Source organism: Pseudomonas sp. GB2N2 (assembly GCF_054897705.1).
Genome location: NZ_CM142701.1, coordinates 1,535,292 through 1,551,476, shown reverse-complemented (window position 1 = coordinate 1,551,476; position 16,185 = coordinate 1,535,292). Strand labels below are relative to the sequence as shown.

Below are 16,185 nucleotides of genomic sequence, written 5' to 3'. Positions count from 1 at the left end.
ACATGAATGCCTTCAACCTGAAACATGCGGACGAGCGTATCCAGGTCAGTCGCGAGGGTGACATCGCGATCGTCACCATCGCTAACCCGCAACGACGCAACGCGCTGGGACGGGAGATGCGCCTGACCCTGCGTGACACGATTCACCACTTACTGGTGGCCGATCCTGAGTCGCGAGCCATCGTACTGACAGGGGCCGACGGTCAATTCAGCGCCGGCGCTGATATTTCCGAGATGGTCCAGCGAACCGTGCTGCAGAGCCGGGAGATTCTTAACGAATCCTGTGAGGTCGTGCGCGACATGTTGGGCGGTCCGAAACCGGTGATTTGTGCGGTCGAAGGCATTGCGTTCGGCGCTGGCCTGTCGCTGGCCGTGGCAACCGACTACATCGTGGCGTCGTCTACGGCACGTTTCTGCGCAGCGTTCCTGCGCATCGGTCTAATCCCCGATACCGGCATTCTGTGGACGCTGCCGAAAAAAATTGGCGTGAGCAAGGCCCGGGAATTGCTATCGCTGGCGCGAGAAATCGACGGCGTTGAAGCGGCGCGCATAGGCTTGGTCAATCAGTTGGTTGAGCCGGGCCAGGCCTTGGCGGCCGCCATTGCCTATGCCAAGGAACTGGCCATGCAACCTCCACTGGGCATGGCTCTGCTCAAAGCCGCACTGACCTTCGGCGCGCATGACATGGACGCCTCGTTGCGTGCCGAAATCGACTTTCAGCCGTTGTTGCGCCAATCCAAAGACCATCTGGAAGCCGCCAACGCCTTTCTCGAGAAACGTGCGCCTGTTTTCACCGGGCAGTAGGGAGACACCGATGAGCGAACAAAACGATATTGTCCAGGTGCACCGCCAAGGCGCAGTGGCCGTGGTGACGATGAACTACCCCGAACGCCGCAATGCGTTCTCAATGAAGATGCGTCTGGCGCTGCTGGATACTTTCCACACCCTGTTCAACGAGGACAGCGAGTGCCGGGCGATTGTATTGACCGGTGCTGGCGGTCATTTCTGCGCGGGCGGCGACCTGTCCGAGATGACGTCGGTGGACCCGTCACTGCTGGCCATGCGCGAGCGCATCGCAATCGGCACGCGCCTGTTTCGTTTGATCTTCACGGGAAGCAAACCCGTGGTTGCTGCCGTCGAAGGCAACTGCATGGGCGCCGGGGTCTCGCTGGCGGCGGCGTGCGATCTGGCGGTCGGCAGCTCCGTTTCGAAGCTGTCTTGTGCCTTCGTCAAGGTTGGCTTGCTCCCCGATACCGGTGTGCTGTGGACCTTGCCGCAAAAAGTAGGCGGCGGTAAAGCGCGGGAGTTGATGCTCAGCGGCGCTCCATTCGACGGCGTTGAAGCGGGGCGCATCGGCCTGTTCAACCACGTTGTTGAGCCCGGCACCGTATTAGAGCACGCGCTGGCGCGGGCCACTCAGCTGGCGCAACTCCCGCCCGTGACCCTGGCGCTGCTCAAAGCCAGCCTGGTCAACGGCAGCAACACTATTAGCGGTGCCTGGCGTCGGGAGGTGGACCTCAATCCCTTGACGCGCCAGACCCAGGATCACCTGGAAGCTGTCGCAGCTTTTATGGAAAAACGCCTACCGACGTTTAACGGGAACTGATGCCATGTATGCAAGTGATTTGTTGGCTGGAAAGAAAATCCTGATTACCGGCGGCGGCACCGGGCTGGGTAAAAGCATTGGTAAACGGTACCTGGAACTGGGCGCCGAATTGGTGATTGCCGGGCGTCGCCTGGAGGTGTTGAACGCGACGGCTATAGAGTTTCGCGAGGCGTTGCCAGAGGCGCGTATCAGTACGGTGCAGGTCGATGTGCGCGACGCTGAGTCGGTAGAAGCGATGATGGAAACCATTTGGCAAGACGGCCCTCTCGACGTGTTGTTGTGCAACGCTGCGGCCAATTTCATTGCGCGCACCGAAACACTGTCGTCGCGCGCAGTGGATGCCGTCCTCGATATCGTCCTGCATGGCAGCTTCTATTGCGCTATCGCCGCAGGCAAACGCTGGATCGCTGAGGGCCGCCGCGGCAACGTGATCAGTACGGTCTCGACGCCGACCATGACCGGTTCGGCTTTCACCGCCCCGAGCGCAGCCGCCAAGGCCGGTGTGCTGGCGATGACGCGCAGTCTGGCGGTGGAGTGGGGCCCGAAAGGCATTCGCTTGAATTGTGTGGCCCCGGGCTTGTTCCCGACGCCGGGCGCTTGGGAGCAGCTCTATCCTGCCGGCTCTCAGGTTGAGCCGCAGGATAAGGGTGTACCGCTGCGGCGCTTTGGCGAACATCAAGAACTGGCGGATTTGTACAGCTACCTGGCCTGTGACGGCTCCGGTTATATCACTGGTGAAATGATTGTGATCGACGGCGGCCGCTGGATGCAGGGAGTGGGCGGACCGACTGCCCGAGCCATGCAGGACTGGTCGGACGAGCAGTGGAACTCCATGCGCAACAAGGGACGGAAATAACCATGGCCGGTCCGCTGACAGGATTCAAGGTGGTCGAACTTGCCGGCATCGGGCCAGGGCCGATGTGCGCGATGTTATTGGCAGATCTGGGCGCCACCGTGATTCGGGTCGACCGCAAGGAGCCGGTCAAGCTGGGTATCGAGCGCCCGCTGCAATACAACACACTTTTGCGTAACCGCTACGCCATTGCCGTGGACTTGAAGGACCCGATGGGCGTGGAGACCGTGCTCAAGTTGGTCGAGCAGGCCGATGCACTGATTGAAGGATTCCGCCCCGGCGTCACCGAGCGGCTGGGATTGGGTCCCGATGAATGCCTGGCGCGAAATCCTCAGTTGATCTATGGGCGCATGACTGGCTGGGGCCAGACCGGTCCGATGGCGCAGTACGCCGGCCATGACCTCAACTACCTGGCATTGACGGGGGTGCTCGATGCGATTGGTCGCGAAGGTCAGCCTCCGACGATTCCGCTCAACCTGTTGGGTGACTATGCCGGCGGGTCGTTGTACCTGGCACTGGGTATTTTGGCCGGTGTGCTTGAAGCACGACAATCTGGCAAAGGCCAGGTGGTGGACGCGGCCATCGTCGATGGCGCCGCGCACCTGGCAACCACCTTTTTCGGCATGCTCGCTGCGGGCATATGGAAAGAGGGGCGGGGCACCAACATCACTGACAGCGGTTCACCCTTCTATGACTGCTATCCCTGCAAAGATGGCAAGTTCATCAGCATCGGGCCGATCGAAAGCAAGTTCTACGATCAACTCTTGAGGCTGATGGACATTGACCCCGTCAGCCTTGGCGCACAGATGGACCGTAGCGCCTGGCCAAAAGCCAAGCAGATCATCACCGAGCGGTTCCTCAGCCGCAGCCGTGAAGAGTGGGTCAATCTGCTGGAAGCCAGTGACGCATGTGCGGCTGGCGTCCTGAGTTTCACTGAAGCTGCAGAGCACCCGCATCTCAAGGCGCGAGGCACGTTCGTCAAGGTCGATGGCGTGGTGCAGCCGTCTCCTGCACCGCGTTTTTCCCGCAGCGTGCCATCGACCCCGACTGCGCCAAAACCGATTACCCCTGAGAACACCAATGCCGCGCTCGCCGCGTGGTTCAGTGCCAGCGAAATTGCCGCGTTGCGTGGCGACGGCATCATCGACTGAGAAGGAATGTTTCCATGGATCTACGCTTTACGGCTGAGGAAGTTGCCTTTCGCGATGAAGTGCGGGCATTTCTCAAAAGTGCGCTCCCGGCGTCGTTGCGGCGCAAGGTTGAACTAGGCCAACGCATTTCCAAAGAAGAAATGGTCGGCTGGGTTCGTATTCTCAACGCCAAAGGCTGGGCGGCCCCGGCCTGGTCAGCGCAATGGGGTGGTCAGGGCTGGACCGCGATCCAGCAATACATCTTCAAGGAAGAACTGCACATGGCCCCGGCGCCAGAACCGATCTCGTTCAACATGAACATGATCGGTCCGGTGTTGATTGCCTTCGGCAGCGAGCAGCAGAAGCGCGAGTTCCTGCCCCGTGTGGCCAATATGGATTACTGGTTCTGCCAGGGCTTCTCGGAGCCGGGCGCGGGTTCAGACCTTGCGTCGTTGCGCACCAGCGCTATCCGTGACGGTGACGAATACGTGATCAACGGCCAGAAAATGTGGACCTCGACCGCGCACCATGCCGATTGGTGTTTCATGCTGGTTCGTACCGATGCCACGGCAAAGAAACAACAGGGCATCACCTTTCTGCTGATGGACATGCGCACGCCGGGTATCACGGTACGGCCGATCATTACTCTGGACGGGCATCACGAAACCAACGAGATGTTCCTTGACAACGTCCGGGTGCCAGTGGCCAACGTCATTGGCGAAGTGGACAAAGGCTGGGATGTCGCCAAGTTCCTGTTGGGCAGCGAGCGCGGTGGAATTGCCCGTGTGGGCCTGTCGAAGTTTCGCGTAAGGCGGGCCAAGCAACTGGCGCGCGGCGTGGTCATCGGCGATGGCTGCCTGGCGGATGAACCGCGCTTTCGCGAACGGGTAGCGTCCATCGAGGTGGAACTCAAAGCGCTGGAGATGACCCAGATGCGCGTCATTGCCGACAGTGACAAGTATGGGCACGTCCCGGATCCACGCAGCTCGATACTGAAGATGAAAGGCTCCGAACTGCAACAGGCGGCTACTGAATTGTTGATGGAGGTCGCCGGCTACAACGCTCTGGAGTTCGATCTGTCGTTCGTCACCGGAGAAAGTGATTCGCCCAGTGACCATGACTGGGCCCTGACCATCGCGCCGAATTACTACTGGGCCCGCCATGTGTCGATTGTCGGCGGTTCCAATGAGGTTCAGCACAATATCCTCGCCAAGACGTTGCTGGGGCTTTAAGCATGAATTTCGATCTCAACGAAGAACAACGCATGCTCAAGGACGCGGTCGAGCGTCTGGTGGCCGATCAATACAGCTTCGAGCAGCGTGCGCGCTACCAGGTCCAACCGGTTGGCTGGAGCCGGCGGTTGTGGGCGCAGTTTGCCGAGCTGGGGCTGCTCGGGTTGCCGTTTTCCGAGGCGGACGGCGGCTTCGACGGTGGCTCGGTGGAGACCATGATTGTCATGGAGTCCATGGGGCACGCATTGTTGCTCGAACCCTACTTGGCAACGGTGGTGCTGGCGGGCGGTCTGTTACGCGCAGCGGCCAGCCCTGCACAACGTGCGGACTTGCTGCCAGCGCTGATCGGCGGCGAGTTGCTGCTGGCCTTCGCCCACAGTGAGACCCAGTCCCGTTATGACCTGGCTGATGTAGCGACCACGGCTCAGCGTGACGGCGATGACTGGATACTCGACGGCGCCAAGCGTTTCGTGCTGCACGGTGACTGCGCCGACAAGCTGCTGGTATCAGCCCGTGTCAGCGGTGGCCGCTGTGAGCGTGAGGGAATCGCCTTGTTCCTGATCGACGCCGAAGCTGAGGGCGTTGCACGTCGCGGCTACAAGATGCAGGACCAGTTGCGCGCGGCCGACATCACCTTTAGCCAGGTTCGGGTCAGCTCGGCAGCGCTGGTGGGTGAAGCCGGGCAGGCACTGGTGTCGATTGAGCAGACGGTCGATGCCGCGATTGCGGCCCTGTGCGCCGAAGCGGTGGGTGCCATGGAGCAAGCGCAGACCCTGACCGTGGAATACCTCAAAGTGCGCAAACAGTTTGGGGTGGCCATCGGTTCATTCCAGAGCCTGCAGCACAAGGCGGTGGATATGCTGGTGATGACCGAACAGGCACGCAGCATGGCGCTTTATGCCAGCATGATGAGCAATGATCCGGACCCGCTGGAGCGCCGTCGGGCGATCTCCGCAGCGAAGGTGCAAATCGGCCGTTCGGCACGTTTCGTTTCGCAAACAGCGGTGCAGTTGCATGGCGGCATCGGTGTCACAGAAGAGTGCCAGGTCGGCCACTACATGCGTCGGTTGTCGATGCTCGAATTCATGTTCGGTGATACCGATCACCACCTGGCTCAGTTGGCCCGCGATGGCGGCCTGATCGCAGAGAACGCCTGATCTTTCCGGAGAATAACAAGATGAAACACGCAAACAACGATCCGTACCGCGATCTGCGCGACTCACTGCGCGACTTGTGTGCTGAGTACCCGAACGACTACTGGCGCAAGATCGACCACGAGCGCACCTATCCGGAAGCGTTTGTTGATGCCCTGACCCATGCGGGCTGGATGGCGGCGCTGATTCCGGAGCAATACGGTGGCTCAGGTCTTGGACTGACCGAAGCGTCGGTGATCATGGAAGAGATCAACCGTAATGGCGGCAACTCCGGCTTCTGTCACGGCCAGATGTACAACATGAACACCTTGCTGCGTAACGGCTCTGAAGCTCAAAAGCAGCGGTACCTACCGAAGATCGCCAGCGGTGAATTGCGCTTGCAGTCGATGGCGGTGACCGAGCCTTCGACCGGTACCGACACGACCAAGATGAAAACCATGGCCGTCAAGAAGGACGGTCGTTACGTGGTTAACGGGCAAAAAGTCTGGATCTCCCGGGTACAGCATTCAGACCTGATGATTCTTTTGGCCAGGACCACGCCGCTGGCCGATGTGAAGAAGAAGTCAGAGGGCTTGTCGTGCTTTCTGGTCGACCTGCATAGCGCCATCGGCAATGGCCTGACCGTGCAGCCCATTCCGAACATGGTTAACCACGAAACCAATGAGTTGTTCTTCGACAATTTGGAAATCCCCGAGGAAAACCTGATTGGCGAGGAGGGCATGGGCTTCAAGTATATCCTTGATGGCCTGAACGCCGAGCGGGCGCTGATTGCTGCCGAGTGCATCGGTGATGGTTACTGGTTCGTCGACCGTGCAACCCAGTATGCCAATGACCGCATCGTGTTTGACCGGCCAATCGGCAAGAACCAGGGCATCCAGTTCCCTATTGCCGAAGCCTACATGGACATCCGCGCCGCTGACCTGATGCGCTACCAGGCCTGCTCGCTGTTTGACAGCCATCAACCTTGCGGCGCCGAAGCAAACATGGCCAAGCACCTGGCGGCGACCTCGTCCTGGAAAGCCGCCAATGCCTGCCTGCAGACCCACGGCGGCTTTGGTTTCGCCTGCGAATATGACGTCGAGCGAAAGTTCCGGGAGACGCGTCTGTATCAAGTTGCGCCGATCTCCACCAACTTGATTCTTTCGTATGTGGCCGAGCACATCCTCGGCCTGCCACGTTCTTTTTGACAGGAGTCGCGCATGAGCATTGAAACCCCGCGCTACGAAACGATTCTGTATGACGTCAAGGATCGGATCGCGACCATCACCCTTAACCGTCCCGATCAGCTCAATACCTGGAACGACGCAGTTGCTACCGAAGTTTACGACGCGATGCAGAGGGCTGGGGCCGACAAAGGCGTGCGGGTCATCGTATTCACCGGTGCGGGAAAAGCCTTCTGTGCCGGGGGCGACATCAACAGTTTTGGCGGCGACCCCAATAAGCTGATGACCAAGTTGCCGCGCCCGTTCGACATGCGTCAGCGGCCGGATTGGCAAACGCGCTGTTCCTACTATCCGGCGATTCCGAAACCGGTGATTGCCATGCTCAATGGCGCCACCGTCGGGATCGGCTTGATCCACGCGCTGTTTTGCGACATTCGTTTCGTGGCCGAAGACGCCACCATCACCACCGCGTTCTCCCGTCGCGGGTTGACGGCGGAGTACGGCATGGCGTGGATCCTTCAACGCCACGTCGGCCATGCCCATGCCCTCGACCTGCTGTTGTCGGGGCGCAAGATCAAAGGCCGGGAAGCCGAGCGCATGGGGATGGTCAACCGGGCTATCCCGGCCGATCGGTTGGTCGAAGAGACGTACGCCTATGCCCGGGACCTGGCAGAGAATTGTTCCCCTCGTTCAATGCGGGTGATGAAGCTGCAACTGTGGGAAGTGCCATTCCAGACCTGTCATGAAGCGGTGATGAGTGCCGGGCTGGACATGCCGATTGCCAATCAGGGCCCCGACTACAAAGAAGGCATCGCCAGTTTCATGGAGAAACGCCAACCCCAATTTCCGGACGACCTGTAAGCGACTCCTTGGGGTTCAGGTGATACGTGTGACAGCGATAGCGTTGCGGGAACTGCTCCCGGCGCTCGAATAATGACAAGAGGACGCAGACATGAGTGCAATGCTGGAAGGGAAGGTCGTAGTGGTCAGTGGTGCCGGTAACGGTATCGGTCGTGCCATCGCTCTGGAAATGGCCGCTGAGGGCGCCCGCGTGGTGGTCAACGACCTCGGCTCTTCGGTGCACGGCGAGGGTGAGGATGCCGGTCCTGCGCAGCGCGTGGTTAATGAGATCAAGGCGCTTGGCGGTGAAGCCGTAGCCAGTATCGACAGCGTGGCGGGCTGGGATTCAGCACACCGCATCGTGCAGACCGCCATGGACACCTTTGGCCGCATTGATGTCGTGGTCAACAATGCGGGCATCCTGCGTGACCGCATGTTCCACAAGATGGACGAACAAGAGTGGTTGGCGGTGCTCAACGTTCACCTCAACGGTTCGTTCTTCCTGGCGCGTGCCGCTGCTCCGCACTTTCGCCAACAAAACGGCGGCTCATACATCCACATGACCTCCAACACCGGTCTGGTGGGTAACGTCGGACAGGTCAACTATGCCGCGGCCAAGCTGGGTATCGTTGGCATGTCCAAGGCCATTGCGCTGGACATGGCAGCCTTTGGCGTGCGGTCCAACTGCATCTCGCCGGCCGCCTGGAGCCGCATGATTGGAGCCGTTCCGACCGACACGCCGGAGAAGAAGCTGCAAGCCGAACGCATGGAAAAAATGATGCACCCGTCCAAGCAGGCGCCCTTGGCGGTGTTTCTGGCCAGCGACGCGGCCAAAGACGTATCAGGGCAGATTTTCTACGTGCGCTCCAACGAAATCATGTTGGTCAGCCAGCCACGGGTGGTTCGTTCGGTGCACCGCGATGCCGGCTGGACCGCGCAATCGGTCGCCGAACACGCCATTCCAGCTTTGCGCGCGAGTTTTCTGCCGCTGCAGCAGACCCATGAGGTCTACAGCTGGGACCCGATCTAAGCCGTCGGTTATTCCATCACTGCGTCTGGACACTCTGAGGATCGGAACATGCTGAACTACGACAAAGTCAAACACTGGCCCATTGAAGAAGTCACCCAGACCTGGACCGAGCGCGACAGCATCATCTATGCCCTCGGCTTGGGCGTGGGCGGCGATCCGATGGACGCCACTCAGTTGCGCTTCACCTACGAAAAAGACCTGCAGTCGGTGCCGACCCTTGCCGCGGCGATTGCCTGGCCAAAGTCCTGGATGCGCATCCCTGAGACCGGTATCGACTACCTCAAACTGGTTCACGGCGAGCAAGACACCCGGTTGTTCAAACCGATGCCTGCCAGTGGCACGGTGACCAGTCGAACCCGTGTCAGCCGGATCTGCGACAAAGGCGCCGGCAAAGGCGCTATTGTCGAACTGCTGCGCGACATCATCGATACCGCCAGCGGTGAACGGATTGCCGAAACCCGACAGATCTCGTTTCTACGGGGCGACGGCGGCTTTAGTGAGGCCTCGGGCGTCAGCGACGAGCCTCCGGCGGGGTTGCCAGCGGCACCGGAACGGGCCCCAGATGCAGAGTTCGAGTTGACCTCTCCTGTCCAGGCGGCGCTGATCTATCGATTGTCGGGGGACTCCAATCCGCTGCATGCCGACCCCGAGATAGCGGCTAAAGCCGGCTTCAGCAAGCCTATTTTGCACGGCCTAGCCACTTACGGCATGGCCGCGTTCGCGGCGATCAGTTGCCTGGCCGCTGGCGATGCCAGCCGCCTCACGCGTATTGCCTCGCGATTTACAGCACCGGTCTACCCCGGCGAAACCTTGCGTTTTCAGTTTTGGAAAGGTGACAACGGCCAGTGGCACTTACGCGCTCGGATCGATGCACGCGATGTCGTGGTGCTCAATAACGGCCTGATTGAACTGAATTGAGATAACCCCATGAATCTTAATGAAAGCTCGGAAGACAAAGCCTTTCGTCAGCAAGTGCGTGAGTTCGTTGCCGCCAAACTACCGACCGATATCCGCGACCGTGTGCTTAATTTCCAGCATCTGGTGCGCGAGGATTACGTCCGCTGGCAGCGTATCCTCGCGGCCCAGGGCTGGGGCGCCCCGGCATGGCCGCAGCCCTTTGGTGGTGCCGGCTGGAACTCGGCGCAACGCAATATCTTCGACGAAGAATGCTTCTGTGCCGGCGCGCCCAGACAAATGCCGTTCGGTCTGTCGATGGTCGCGCCGGTGCTGCAAAAATTTGGCACTGCAGCTCAGCAAGATCGCTTTCTGCCCCGCATTCTCAGCATGGAGGATTGGTGGTGTCAGGGTTATTCGGAGCCGGGCGCAGGTTCCGACCTGTCATCGCTGAGTTGCCGGGCCGAACGCGACGGCGATTTCTATCGCGTCACCGGGCAGAAAATCTGGACGTCGTTTGCCCAATGGGCGAACTGGATCTTCTGTCTGGTGCGAACCGATGCGTCGGGGCGCCAGCAGGAAGGTATCTCGTTCCTGTTAATCGAAATGAGTACGCCGGGCATCCAGGTACGCCCGATCAAGACCCTCGACGGAGGGCATGACGTCAATGAAGTGTTCTTCGATAACGTCAAGGTCCCGGTCGAAAATCTGGTGGGCGAAGAACACCGTGGCTGGAGCATCGCCAAATATTTGCTGGGCCATGAACGCACCAACATTGCCGGACTGGGTAACTGCAAGCGCTTCATGCGGCGCTTGAAGGAAATTGCCGCCAGCGTCAGCAAACACGGTAAGCCACTGATTGAAGACATGCGCTTTCGCGACAAAGTCGTGCGTATCGAAATGGAGCTACTGGCCCATGAATGGTCCTTGCTGCGTTTAATCGACCAGGAGCAAAAACAGCAGGGCAAGGGCATTGAAGCTTCACTGTTGAAGGTGCGTGGCTCTGAAATCCAGCAAACCCTGACCGAACTGATCATGGAATGTGCCGGTCCTTACGCGGTGCCGTTCTCCAGCGAGGCGATGGACGCCGATTCGCAGGTCGACACGGCCAATGGCGAGTTGCTCAACGCCTTGGCTCCACATTACCTCGACTGGCGCAAGATCTCGATCTATGGCGGTTCCAACGAGGTACAGAAGAACATCATCGCCAAGTTGACCCTTGGCCTCTGAATGTCGACGGATCAGCCGATTCGCTTGACCCGTGCGGGCGCAGAGCCTGCAAGGGGCGGGTTGGCCATGAGGGTACTGCCATGGATTTTTCGCTGAACGAAGAACAGAGAATGCTGACCGACCTGGTCAATCGCTTCATAGAGCGCGAGTACGCCTTTGAAAGCCGCCGCAAACTGGCGGAGACCGCACAGGGTTGGTCCACGGAAAACTGGACCGCGCTGGCCGACACTGGTTTGTTGGCTCTGAACGTTGCCGAAACCTGCGGTGGCTTGGGCGCCGGGCCCGCAGAAATAATGATGGTCATGGAAGCCTTTGGTCGGGGTTTGTTGCTCGAACCTTACCTGCCCACCGCCGTGGTCGGGGCAGGACTGATTGGTAGATCGGCAACCGACGCGCTTAAAAGCGATTTACTCGGCGAATTGGCATCTGGCTCGTTGCGAGTAGCACTGGCGGCACTTGAGCCACAAGCACGCTTCGACCTGAGCGATATTTTGACCGAGGCCAAGCGCTCAGGTGATTGTTTTATCCTCAACGGCCAGAAAGCGGTGGTGGCGCATGGTGACTCGGCTGACTGGCTCATCGTTTCTGCGCGTACCTCTGGCCAGCAGCGCGAACGGCAGGGTATCAGTCTGTTTCTAGTACCGACGGCGGCCACCGGTGTTGAGATCAGGGGCTTTTCCGGGCTCGACGGCCAACGTGTCGCCGAGATCAAATTGAGCAATGTGCAAGTAAATGCTGAGGCCTTGCTTGGCCAAGTTGATCTCGGTTTCGACGACCTGGAGTGGGCAGTCGATCGTGCGCTGTTTGCGCTGTGTGCCGAGGCAGTGGGCTGCATGGCCCGGCTGATTGAACTGACAGTCGACTACTTGCAGACCCGCAAGCAATTTGGCAAACCGATTGGCAGCTTTCAGGCGCTTCAGCACCGCCTCGTCGACATGCTGAGCTATGTCGAACAGTCACGGTCAATCACCCTGTACGCGGCATCCTGTCTCGACGGGCCGGCCGTGGAACGACGCAAGGCGGTGTCCGCGGCCAAAGCCTTGATCGGTCGGGCAGGGCGCTTCATCGGACAGCACGCGGTGCAACTGCACGGTGGGATGGGCATGACCGATGAACTGGCGGCAGGCTGGTATTTCAAACGCTTGACCTGCATTGACATGACCTGGGGTGATTCCGATCACCATGTCGAACGCTACAGCGAATGGCTTTGATATGACGGCCTTCACTGAACAAGCACCGGTCTGGTTCGACCAGGCTACCGGCTGCACCGCGCAATCCCATTACGCGTCGAGTGACGGGGTCGCGGTGCACTATCTGGCCTGGAATGAGGAGGATCGGCACAAGCCGGCGCTGCTGTTTGCCCATGGTTACCGTGGCCACGCACATTGGTGGGATTTTATCGCGCCGTTCTTTTGCGAACACTATCGTGTGTACGCCTTGGACTTCAGCGGCATGGGCGACAGTGCCTGGCGGCAAGACTACAGTGCAGAAATTTTTGTCGATGATCTGCGGGCGGTGATCGAGCACGCCGAAATGGGCGCGGCTACCCTGATCGGTCACAGCTATGGCGGCACCCGCGTACTTCGGGCGTGTTCGGTGTTTCCCGAGCTGATTGATCACGCCATCGTGGTCGACAGTTTCGTAGCCTTTATCAATACAGACACGCCGCCTATGCCGCGTCAGTACGGCGGCAATGTCTATCCGGATGCCGCAACGGCGATTCAACGCTTCCGTCTGCTACCTGAACAGCCCGCGCATGATTGGGCCCGCGAATACATTGCCGGTCACTCGCTACGCGAGACTGATCAGGGCTGGACCTGGAAGTTCGACCCCAGCCTGCCGTTTGCGATATTCGAGCGCGACGGTGAATCCGTGTTGAAAGGCATTACTGTGCCGCTGGATTTCGTCTGTGGCGAGCACAGTGAAGTTGTGAACGGCGTTCGGGCAAAAAGAATTGGCGAAGTCTTGGCGACGCTGCCCAATGCCAGAGGGCCGGTAATCATGCCGGATGGATATCACCACTTGATGCTGGATCAACCGCTGGCATTGATCAGTACCCTGCGCGCTCTTTTGTCGTGACCACCAAGCGAAGTCTTGGTGGTCCGGCTTGCATCGACTCTCCTTCAGAAATCCAACAATCCGTTGTTCGCGTAGTTGTGAGCGATGCGATTGGCTGTCCGCGTTTGTGTAGAGCTGAACTCCTGCGAGTACGGGTCACCTGCGCAGGTACCGTGCACGCAGCAACATAGCACACGAATGAAAATAATGTTCGCCAGTGAACCAAGCAAGGTGCTGGCCTGATGCGCATCGCCTATCACTTAGCTAACCCGCCAGCAAAGCTCTGTAGTCCGCAGAAAGAGTCAGGTGTAACGCGGTGAATGTCTCTGCCCATCGCGGGCTTCTGAACAAACCCGCCATTTTCAGGATCTATGGGTGGATCTGTAGGTGTCCGGAAATGCTCCACTGGGCAGAGCCATTCCGCTACTGGCGCCGTCGCATGCATAAGCGCCCAACACAGGCGCTCATGCATAGATACGCCACCAGGATCGGGAAGCGCACTTATCGTTTGTGAATAAGTCATTACTTATGTATGTTCTGACCACTGGACAGGGGCCCTGTGCTGCAGAATGGGTTCAGGGCATCCCTCAGTGAAGCGACGCAAAACTCATAGACGGGTTTGCACACTGGTAGAGGTTGACCCGGCAATCGGTCATTGCCGCCCGAAGGTCCGCGATCCGCATTTCATTAAGGGCGACCGCAAACACCATGATCGAGAGAAATAAAAAACACGCACTTATTATTATTTTCATGTCTTTACCTGCCTGTAAGCAGTGTTATCAGGGAGTCCAGCGCCTGTTCGAATTGCAACCGGCGCCAGTCTGGATGGAATCTTAAACGTGTTCATTCTGCCATCTTGTTTGTATATTGTGAACATCGTTTACAAATATAAATAGCATGCCGCAGATTTCACGCAAGGTTGGCCCGACATACGGCTGAAAGTGGCACAGGTGCTTGGTTGACATCAGTAAAAGGACGAGGTCCATCCCTCAGTGCTTAACCGATCTCCAAGTGCCTGGATCTGCACATCGATGTCAGTTCTACGGTCTCGCGCGCATGGCTCACAAGCTTCAATTTGCTTCAAATCGCGCCGTTCTGTGGGCATGGCTTCGGTATTGGGCGCGAAGATAGTGGCTGCTTGATTCGGACATAGGCTTTTCAGGATTGACAGATATCCTGAACGCAGTTCAGTATGGTGAACGACATTCAAGTATTTGGTGAGTCCGTTATGAAAGTGCTGGTCGCCGTTAAAAGGGTTCTCGATTACAACGCCAAACCCCGGGTCAAACCGGATGGTTCGGGGATCGACCTCAGCAATTTGAAAATGTCGATGAACCCTTTCGACGAAATCGCCATTGAAGAAGCGGTCAAGCTGAAAGAGGCTGGCATCGCAACGGAAATAGTTCTGGTGTCGATCGGCACCCAAGCGTGTCAGGACGTGCTGCGCACAGGGTTGGCCTTAGGTGCGGACAGGGCCATCCTGATGGATACCGACATCCAGGTGCAGCCGCTGGGTGTGGCTAAGGCGCTCAAGGCTATTTGCGAACGGGAGCAGCCGAAGTTATTGATTCTTGGCAAACAGGCCATTGACGACGATGCCTGCCAGACTGGGCAAATGGTCGCCGCGATTTTGGGGTGGCCTCAAGCGACGTTCGCCTCCAAGGTTGAGCTGTCGGGTGACACCGTAGTTGTCACACGAGAAGTCGATGGCGGCTTTGAAACCCGGGAGTTGTCCCTGCCCGCCGTGATCACCACCGACCTGCGCCTCAACACGCCCCGTTATGCCTCGTTGCCCAACATCATGAAAGCAAAGAAAAAGCCACTCGAAACGCTCTGTGCTGCCGAGCTTTCAGTCGATCTTGCTCCGCGTCTCAAGACCTTGAACGTTCGCGAACCAGCGGCGCGCAAAGGCGGTGTACGGGTACCCGATGTAAAAGCGTTGATCGATAAACTCCGTTTTGAAGCCAAGGTGATTTGATATGGCCGTTCTGGTAATTGCCGAACACGACAATACCGCGCTCAAGAGTGCTACGTTCAATACCGTGACCGCGGCCTTGCAGATGGGCAATGAGGTGCATGTGCTGGTGGCTGGGCACCAATGCTCGGCCGTAGCCAAAGAGGCGGCGAGCATTATTGGCGTCACCAAGGTATTGCAGGCCGATGACCCAGGCCATGGCTATGCGCAAGCGGAAAATCTCGCGGCTCAGGTGCTTGATCTGGCCCGGAATTACAGGCACATCGTCACCGCAGCCAGTGCGGTGGGCAAAAGCTTTATGCCGCGCGTAGCGGCCTTGCTTGATAGCTCACAGATTTCCGATGTCATCGAAGTGTTGGCGAGCGACACCTTCGTCCAGCCAATTTACGCCGGCAATGCGTTGGCCACTGTTCAGACCCTCGATCCTGTTATCGTCGTGACCATTCGCTCCACGGGATTTGATGCTGCCCCGCGTGGCGGACAAGCCTCCATCCAGCAAATTCCGGTGGCCGCGAGTTGTTCCTCCTCGCGGTTTATCAATCAGCAGCTGACGCGTTCGGATCGCCCGGAACTGACGGCCGCGGCCATTGTGGTCTCAGGTGGTCGCGGCATGGGCAGTGCGGACAGCTTCAAACTGCTGGAAAGACTCGCGGACAACTTGGGCGGCGCTGTCGGTGCCTCTCGGGCTGCCGTCGATGCGGGTTTTATGCCCAACGATTATCAGGTTGGGCAGACCGGAAAGATCGTCGCACCTGATCTCTATGTTGCCGTCGGAATCTCCGGAGCCATCCAGCATCTGGCCGGTATGAAAGACTCCAAAGTCATCGTTGCGATCAACAAGGACCCTGATGCGCCGATTTTTCAAGTGGCGGATTACGGGTTGGTCGCTGACCTGTTTGAAGCGGTGCCTGAGCTGACAGGTGCTTTAGGGTAAGTTTTTCTACGGCTGCGACGGTAAATAAAACGGGTGAGGTTTGCTGCCAGAGACCGGCGGTTTAGCGGGCTTATAACGATAAGAAGG

The 16,185-nt window shown here is 58.6% G+C and carries 15 protein-coding genes; all 15 read left to right on the top strand.

Annotated elements, in window-relative coordinates; all coding sequences use genetic code 11:
• The first annotated feature begins 2 nt into the window (after window positions 1–2).
• Entirely contained in the window at window positions 3–803 is an 801-nt protein-coding gene (locus ACYZT4_RS07140; protein ID WP_461986446.1) for an enoyl-CoA hydratase/isomerase family protein, read from the top strand.
• A gap of 10 nt (window positions 804–813) precedes the next feature.
• Window positions 814–1,605 carry an enoyl-CoA hydratase/isomerase family protein gene (locus ACYZT4_RS07135; RefSeq protein WP_461986444.1) on the top strand — a complete coding sequence of 264 codons (792 nt, stop codon included), beginning with the start codon at window positions 814–816 and terminating at the stop codon, window positions 1,603–1,605.
• A 4-nt stretch (window positions 1,606–1,609) separates the two neighbouring features.
• Entirely contained in the window at window positions 1,610–2,461 is an 852-nt protein-coding gene (locus tag ACYZT4_RS07130) for an SDR family oxidoreductase (protein WP_461986443.1), read from the top strand.
• Window positions 2,462–2,463: 2 nt separating this feature from the next.
• Window positions 2,464–3,609, top strand: a complete 1,146-nt coding sequence (locus ACYZT4_RS07125; RefSeq protein ID WP_461986441.1) for a CaiB/BaiF CoA transferase family protein — start codon at window positions 2,464–2,466, stop codon at window positions 3,607–3,609.
• A 14-nt stretch (window positions 3,610–3,623) separates the two neighbouring features.
• Complete coding sequence (locus ACYZT4_RS07120) at window positions 3,624–4,820, top strand: acyl-CoA dehydrogenase family protein (RefSeq protein ID WP_461986440.1); 1,197 nt, start codon at window positions 3,624–3,626, stop codon at window positions 4,818–4,820.
• Window positions 4,821–4,822: 2 nt separating this feature from the next.
• A complete protein-coding gene (locus tag ACYZT4_RS07115) occupies window positions 4,823–5,977 on the top strand; it encodes an acyl-CoA dehydrogenase family protein (protein WP_461986439.1) in 1,155 nt (384 codons plus the stop codon).
• A 20-nt stretch (window positions 5,978–5,997) separates the two neighbouring features.
• On the top strand, window positions 5,998–7,161 hold the full coding sequence (locus ACYZT4_RS07110; protein WP_461986437.1) for an acyl-CoA dehydrogenase family protein: 1,164 nt from the start codon (window positions 5,998–6,000) through the stop codon (window positions 7,159–7,161).
• Window positions 7,162–7,173: 12 nt separating this feature from the next.
• On the top strand, window positions 7,174–7,998 hold the full coding sequence (locus ACYZT4_RS07105; protein WP_461986436.1) for an enoyl-CoA hydratase: 825 nt from the start codon (window positions 7,174–7,176) through the stop codon (window positions 7,996–7,998).
• A gap of 91 nt (window positions 7,999–8,089) precedes the next feature.
• A complete protein-coding gene (locus ACYZT4_RS07100; RefSeq protein ID WP_461986435.1) occupies window positions 8,090–9,007 on the top strand; it encodes an SDR family oxidoreductase in 918 nt (305 codons plus the stop codon).
• Between the two features lie 48 nt (window positions 9,008–9,055).
• A complete protein-coding gene (locus ACYZT4_RS07095; protein WP_461986434.1) occupies window positions 9,056–9,925 on the top strand; it encodes a MaoC/PaaZ C-terminal domain-containing protein in 870 nt (289 codons plus the stop codon).
• Between the two features lie 9 nt (window positions 9,926–9,934).
• Complete coding sequence (locus ACYZT4_RS07090) at window positions 9,935–11,131, top strand: acyl-CoA dehydrogenase family protein (RefSeq protein ID WP_461986432.1); 1,197 nt, start codon at window positions 9,935–9,937, stop codon at window positions 11,129–11,131.
• Window positions 11,132–11,211: 80 nt separating this feature from the next.
• A complete protein-coding gene (locus tag ACYZT4_RS07085) occupies window positions 11,212–12,342 on the top strand; it encodes an acyl-CoA dehydrogenase family protein (RefSeq protein ID WP_461986430.1) in 1,131 nt (376 codons plus the stop codon).
• Window position 12,343: 1 nt separating this feature from the next.
• A complete protein-coding gene (locus ACYZT4_RS07080; protein WP_461986428.1) occupies window positions 12,344–13,210 on the top strand; it encodes an alpha/beta fold hydrolase in 867 nt (288 codons plus the stop codon).
• 1,207 nt (window positions 13,211–14,417) lie between these two features.
• A complete protein-coding gene (locus tag ACYZT4_RS07075; protein WP_461986427.1) occupies window positions 14,418–15,167 on the top strand; it encodes an electron transfer flavoprotein subunit beta/FixA family protein in 750 nt (249 codons plus the stop codon).
• A 1-nt stretch (window position 15,168) separates the two neighbouring features.
• Window positions 15,169–16,098, top strand: coding sequence for an electron transfer flavoprotein subunit alpha/FixB family protein (locus tag ACYZT4_RS07070; protein WP_461986425.1), 930 nt, complete (start codon window positions 15,169–15,171; stop codon window positions 16,096–16,098).
• The last annotated feature ends 87 nt before the right edge of the window (window positions 16,099–16,185 follow it).

Bases quoted from the DNA above. Each gene is read 5' to 3' on its own strand.
- ACYZT4_RS07125 (WP_461986441.1), top strand. From the start codon at position 2,464: ATGGCCGGTCCGCTGACAGGATTCAAGGTGGTCGAACTTGCCGGCATC.
- ACYZT4_RS07080 (WP_461986428.1), top strand. From the start codon at position 12,344: ATGACGGCCTTCACTGAACAAGCACCGGTCTGGTTCGACCAGGCTACC.
- ACYZT4_RS07120 (WP_461986440.1), top strand. From the start codon at position 3,624: ATGGATCTACGCTTTACGGCTGAGGAAGTTGCCTTTCGCGATGAAGTG.
- ACYZT4_RS07105 (WP_461986436.1), top strand. From the start codon at position 7,174: ATGAGCATTGAAACCCCGCGCTACGAAACGATTCTGTATGACGTCAAG.
- ACYZT4_RS07130 (WP_461986443.1), top strand. From the start codon at position 1,610: ATGTATGCAAGTGATTTGTTGGCTGGAAAGAAAATCCTGATTACCGGC.
- ACYZT4_RS07090 (WP_461986432.1), top strand. From the start codon at position 9,935: ATGAATCTTAATGAAAGCTCGGAAGACAAAGCCTTTCGTCAGCAAGTG.
- ACYZT4_RS07095 (WP_461986434.1), top strand. From the start codon at position 9,056: ATGCTGAACTACGACAAAGTCAAACACTGGCCCATTGAAGAAGTCACC.
- ACYZT4_RS07075 (WP_461986427.1), top strand. From the start codon at position 14,418: ATGAAAGTGCTGGTCGCCGTTAAAAGGGTTCTCGATTACAACGCCAAA.
- ACYZT4_RS07085 (WP_461986430.1), top strand. From the start codon at position 11,212: ATGGATTTTTCGCTGAACGAAGAACAGAGAATGCTGACCGACCTGGTC.
- ACYZT4_RS07140 (WP_461986446.1), top strand. From the start codon at position 3: ATGAATGCCTTCAACCTGAAACATGCGGACGAGCGTATCCAGGTCAGT.
- ACYZT4_RS07070 (WP_461986425.1), top strand. From the start codon at position 15,169: ATGGCCGTTCTGGTAATTGCCGAACACGACAATACCGCGCTCAAGAGT.
- ACYZT4_RS07115 (WP_461986439.1), top strand. From the start codon at position 4,823: ATGAATTTCGATCTCAACGAAGAACAACGCATGCTCAAGGACGCGGTC.
- ACYZT4_RS07100 (WP_461986435.1), top strand. From the start codon at position 8,090: ATGAGTGCAATGCTGGAAGGGAAGGTCGTAGTGGTCAGTGGTGCCGGT.
- ACYZT4_RS07110 (WP_461986437.1), top strand. From the start codon at position 5,998: ATGAAACACGCAAACAACGATCCGTACCGCGATCTGCGCGACTCACTG.
- ACYZT4_RS07135 (WP_461986444.1), top strand. From the start codon at position 814: ATGAGCGAACAAAACGATATTGTCCAGGTGCACCGCCAAGGCGCAGTG.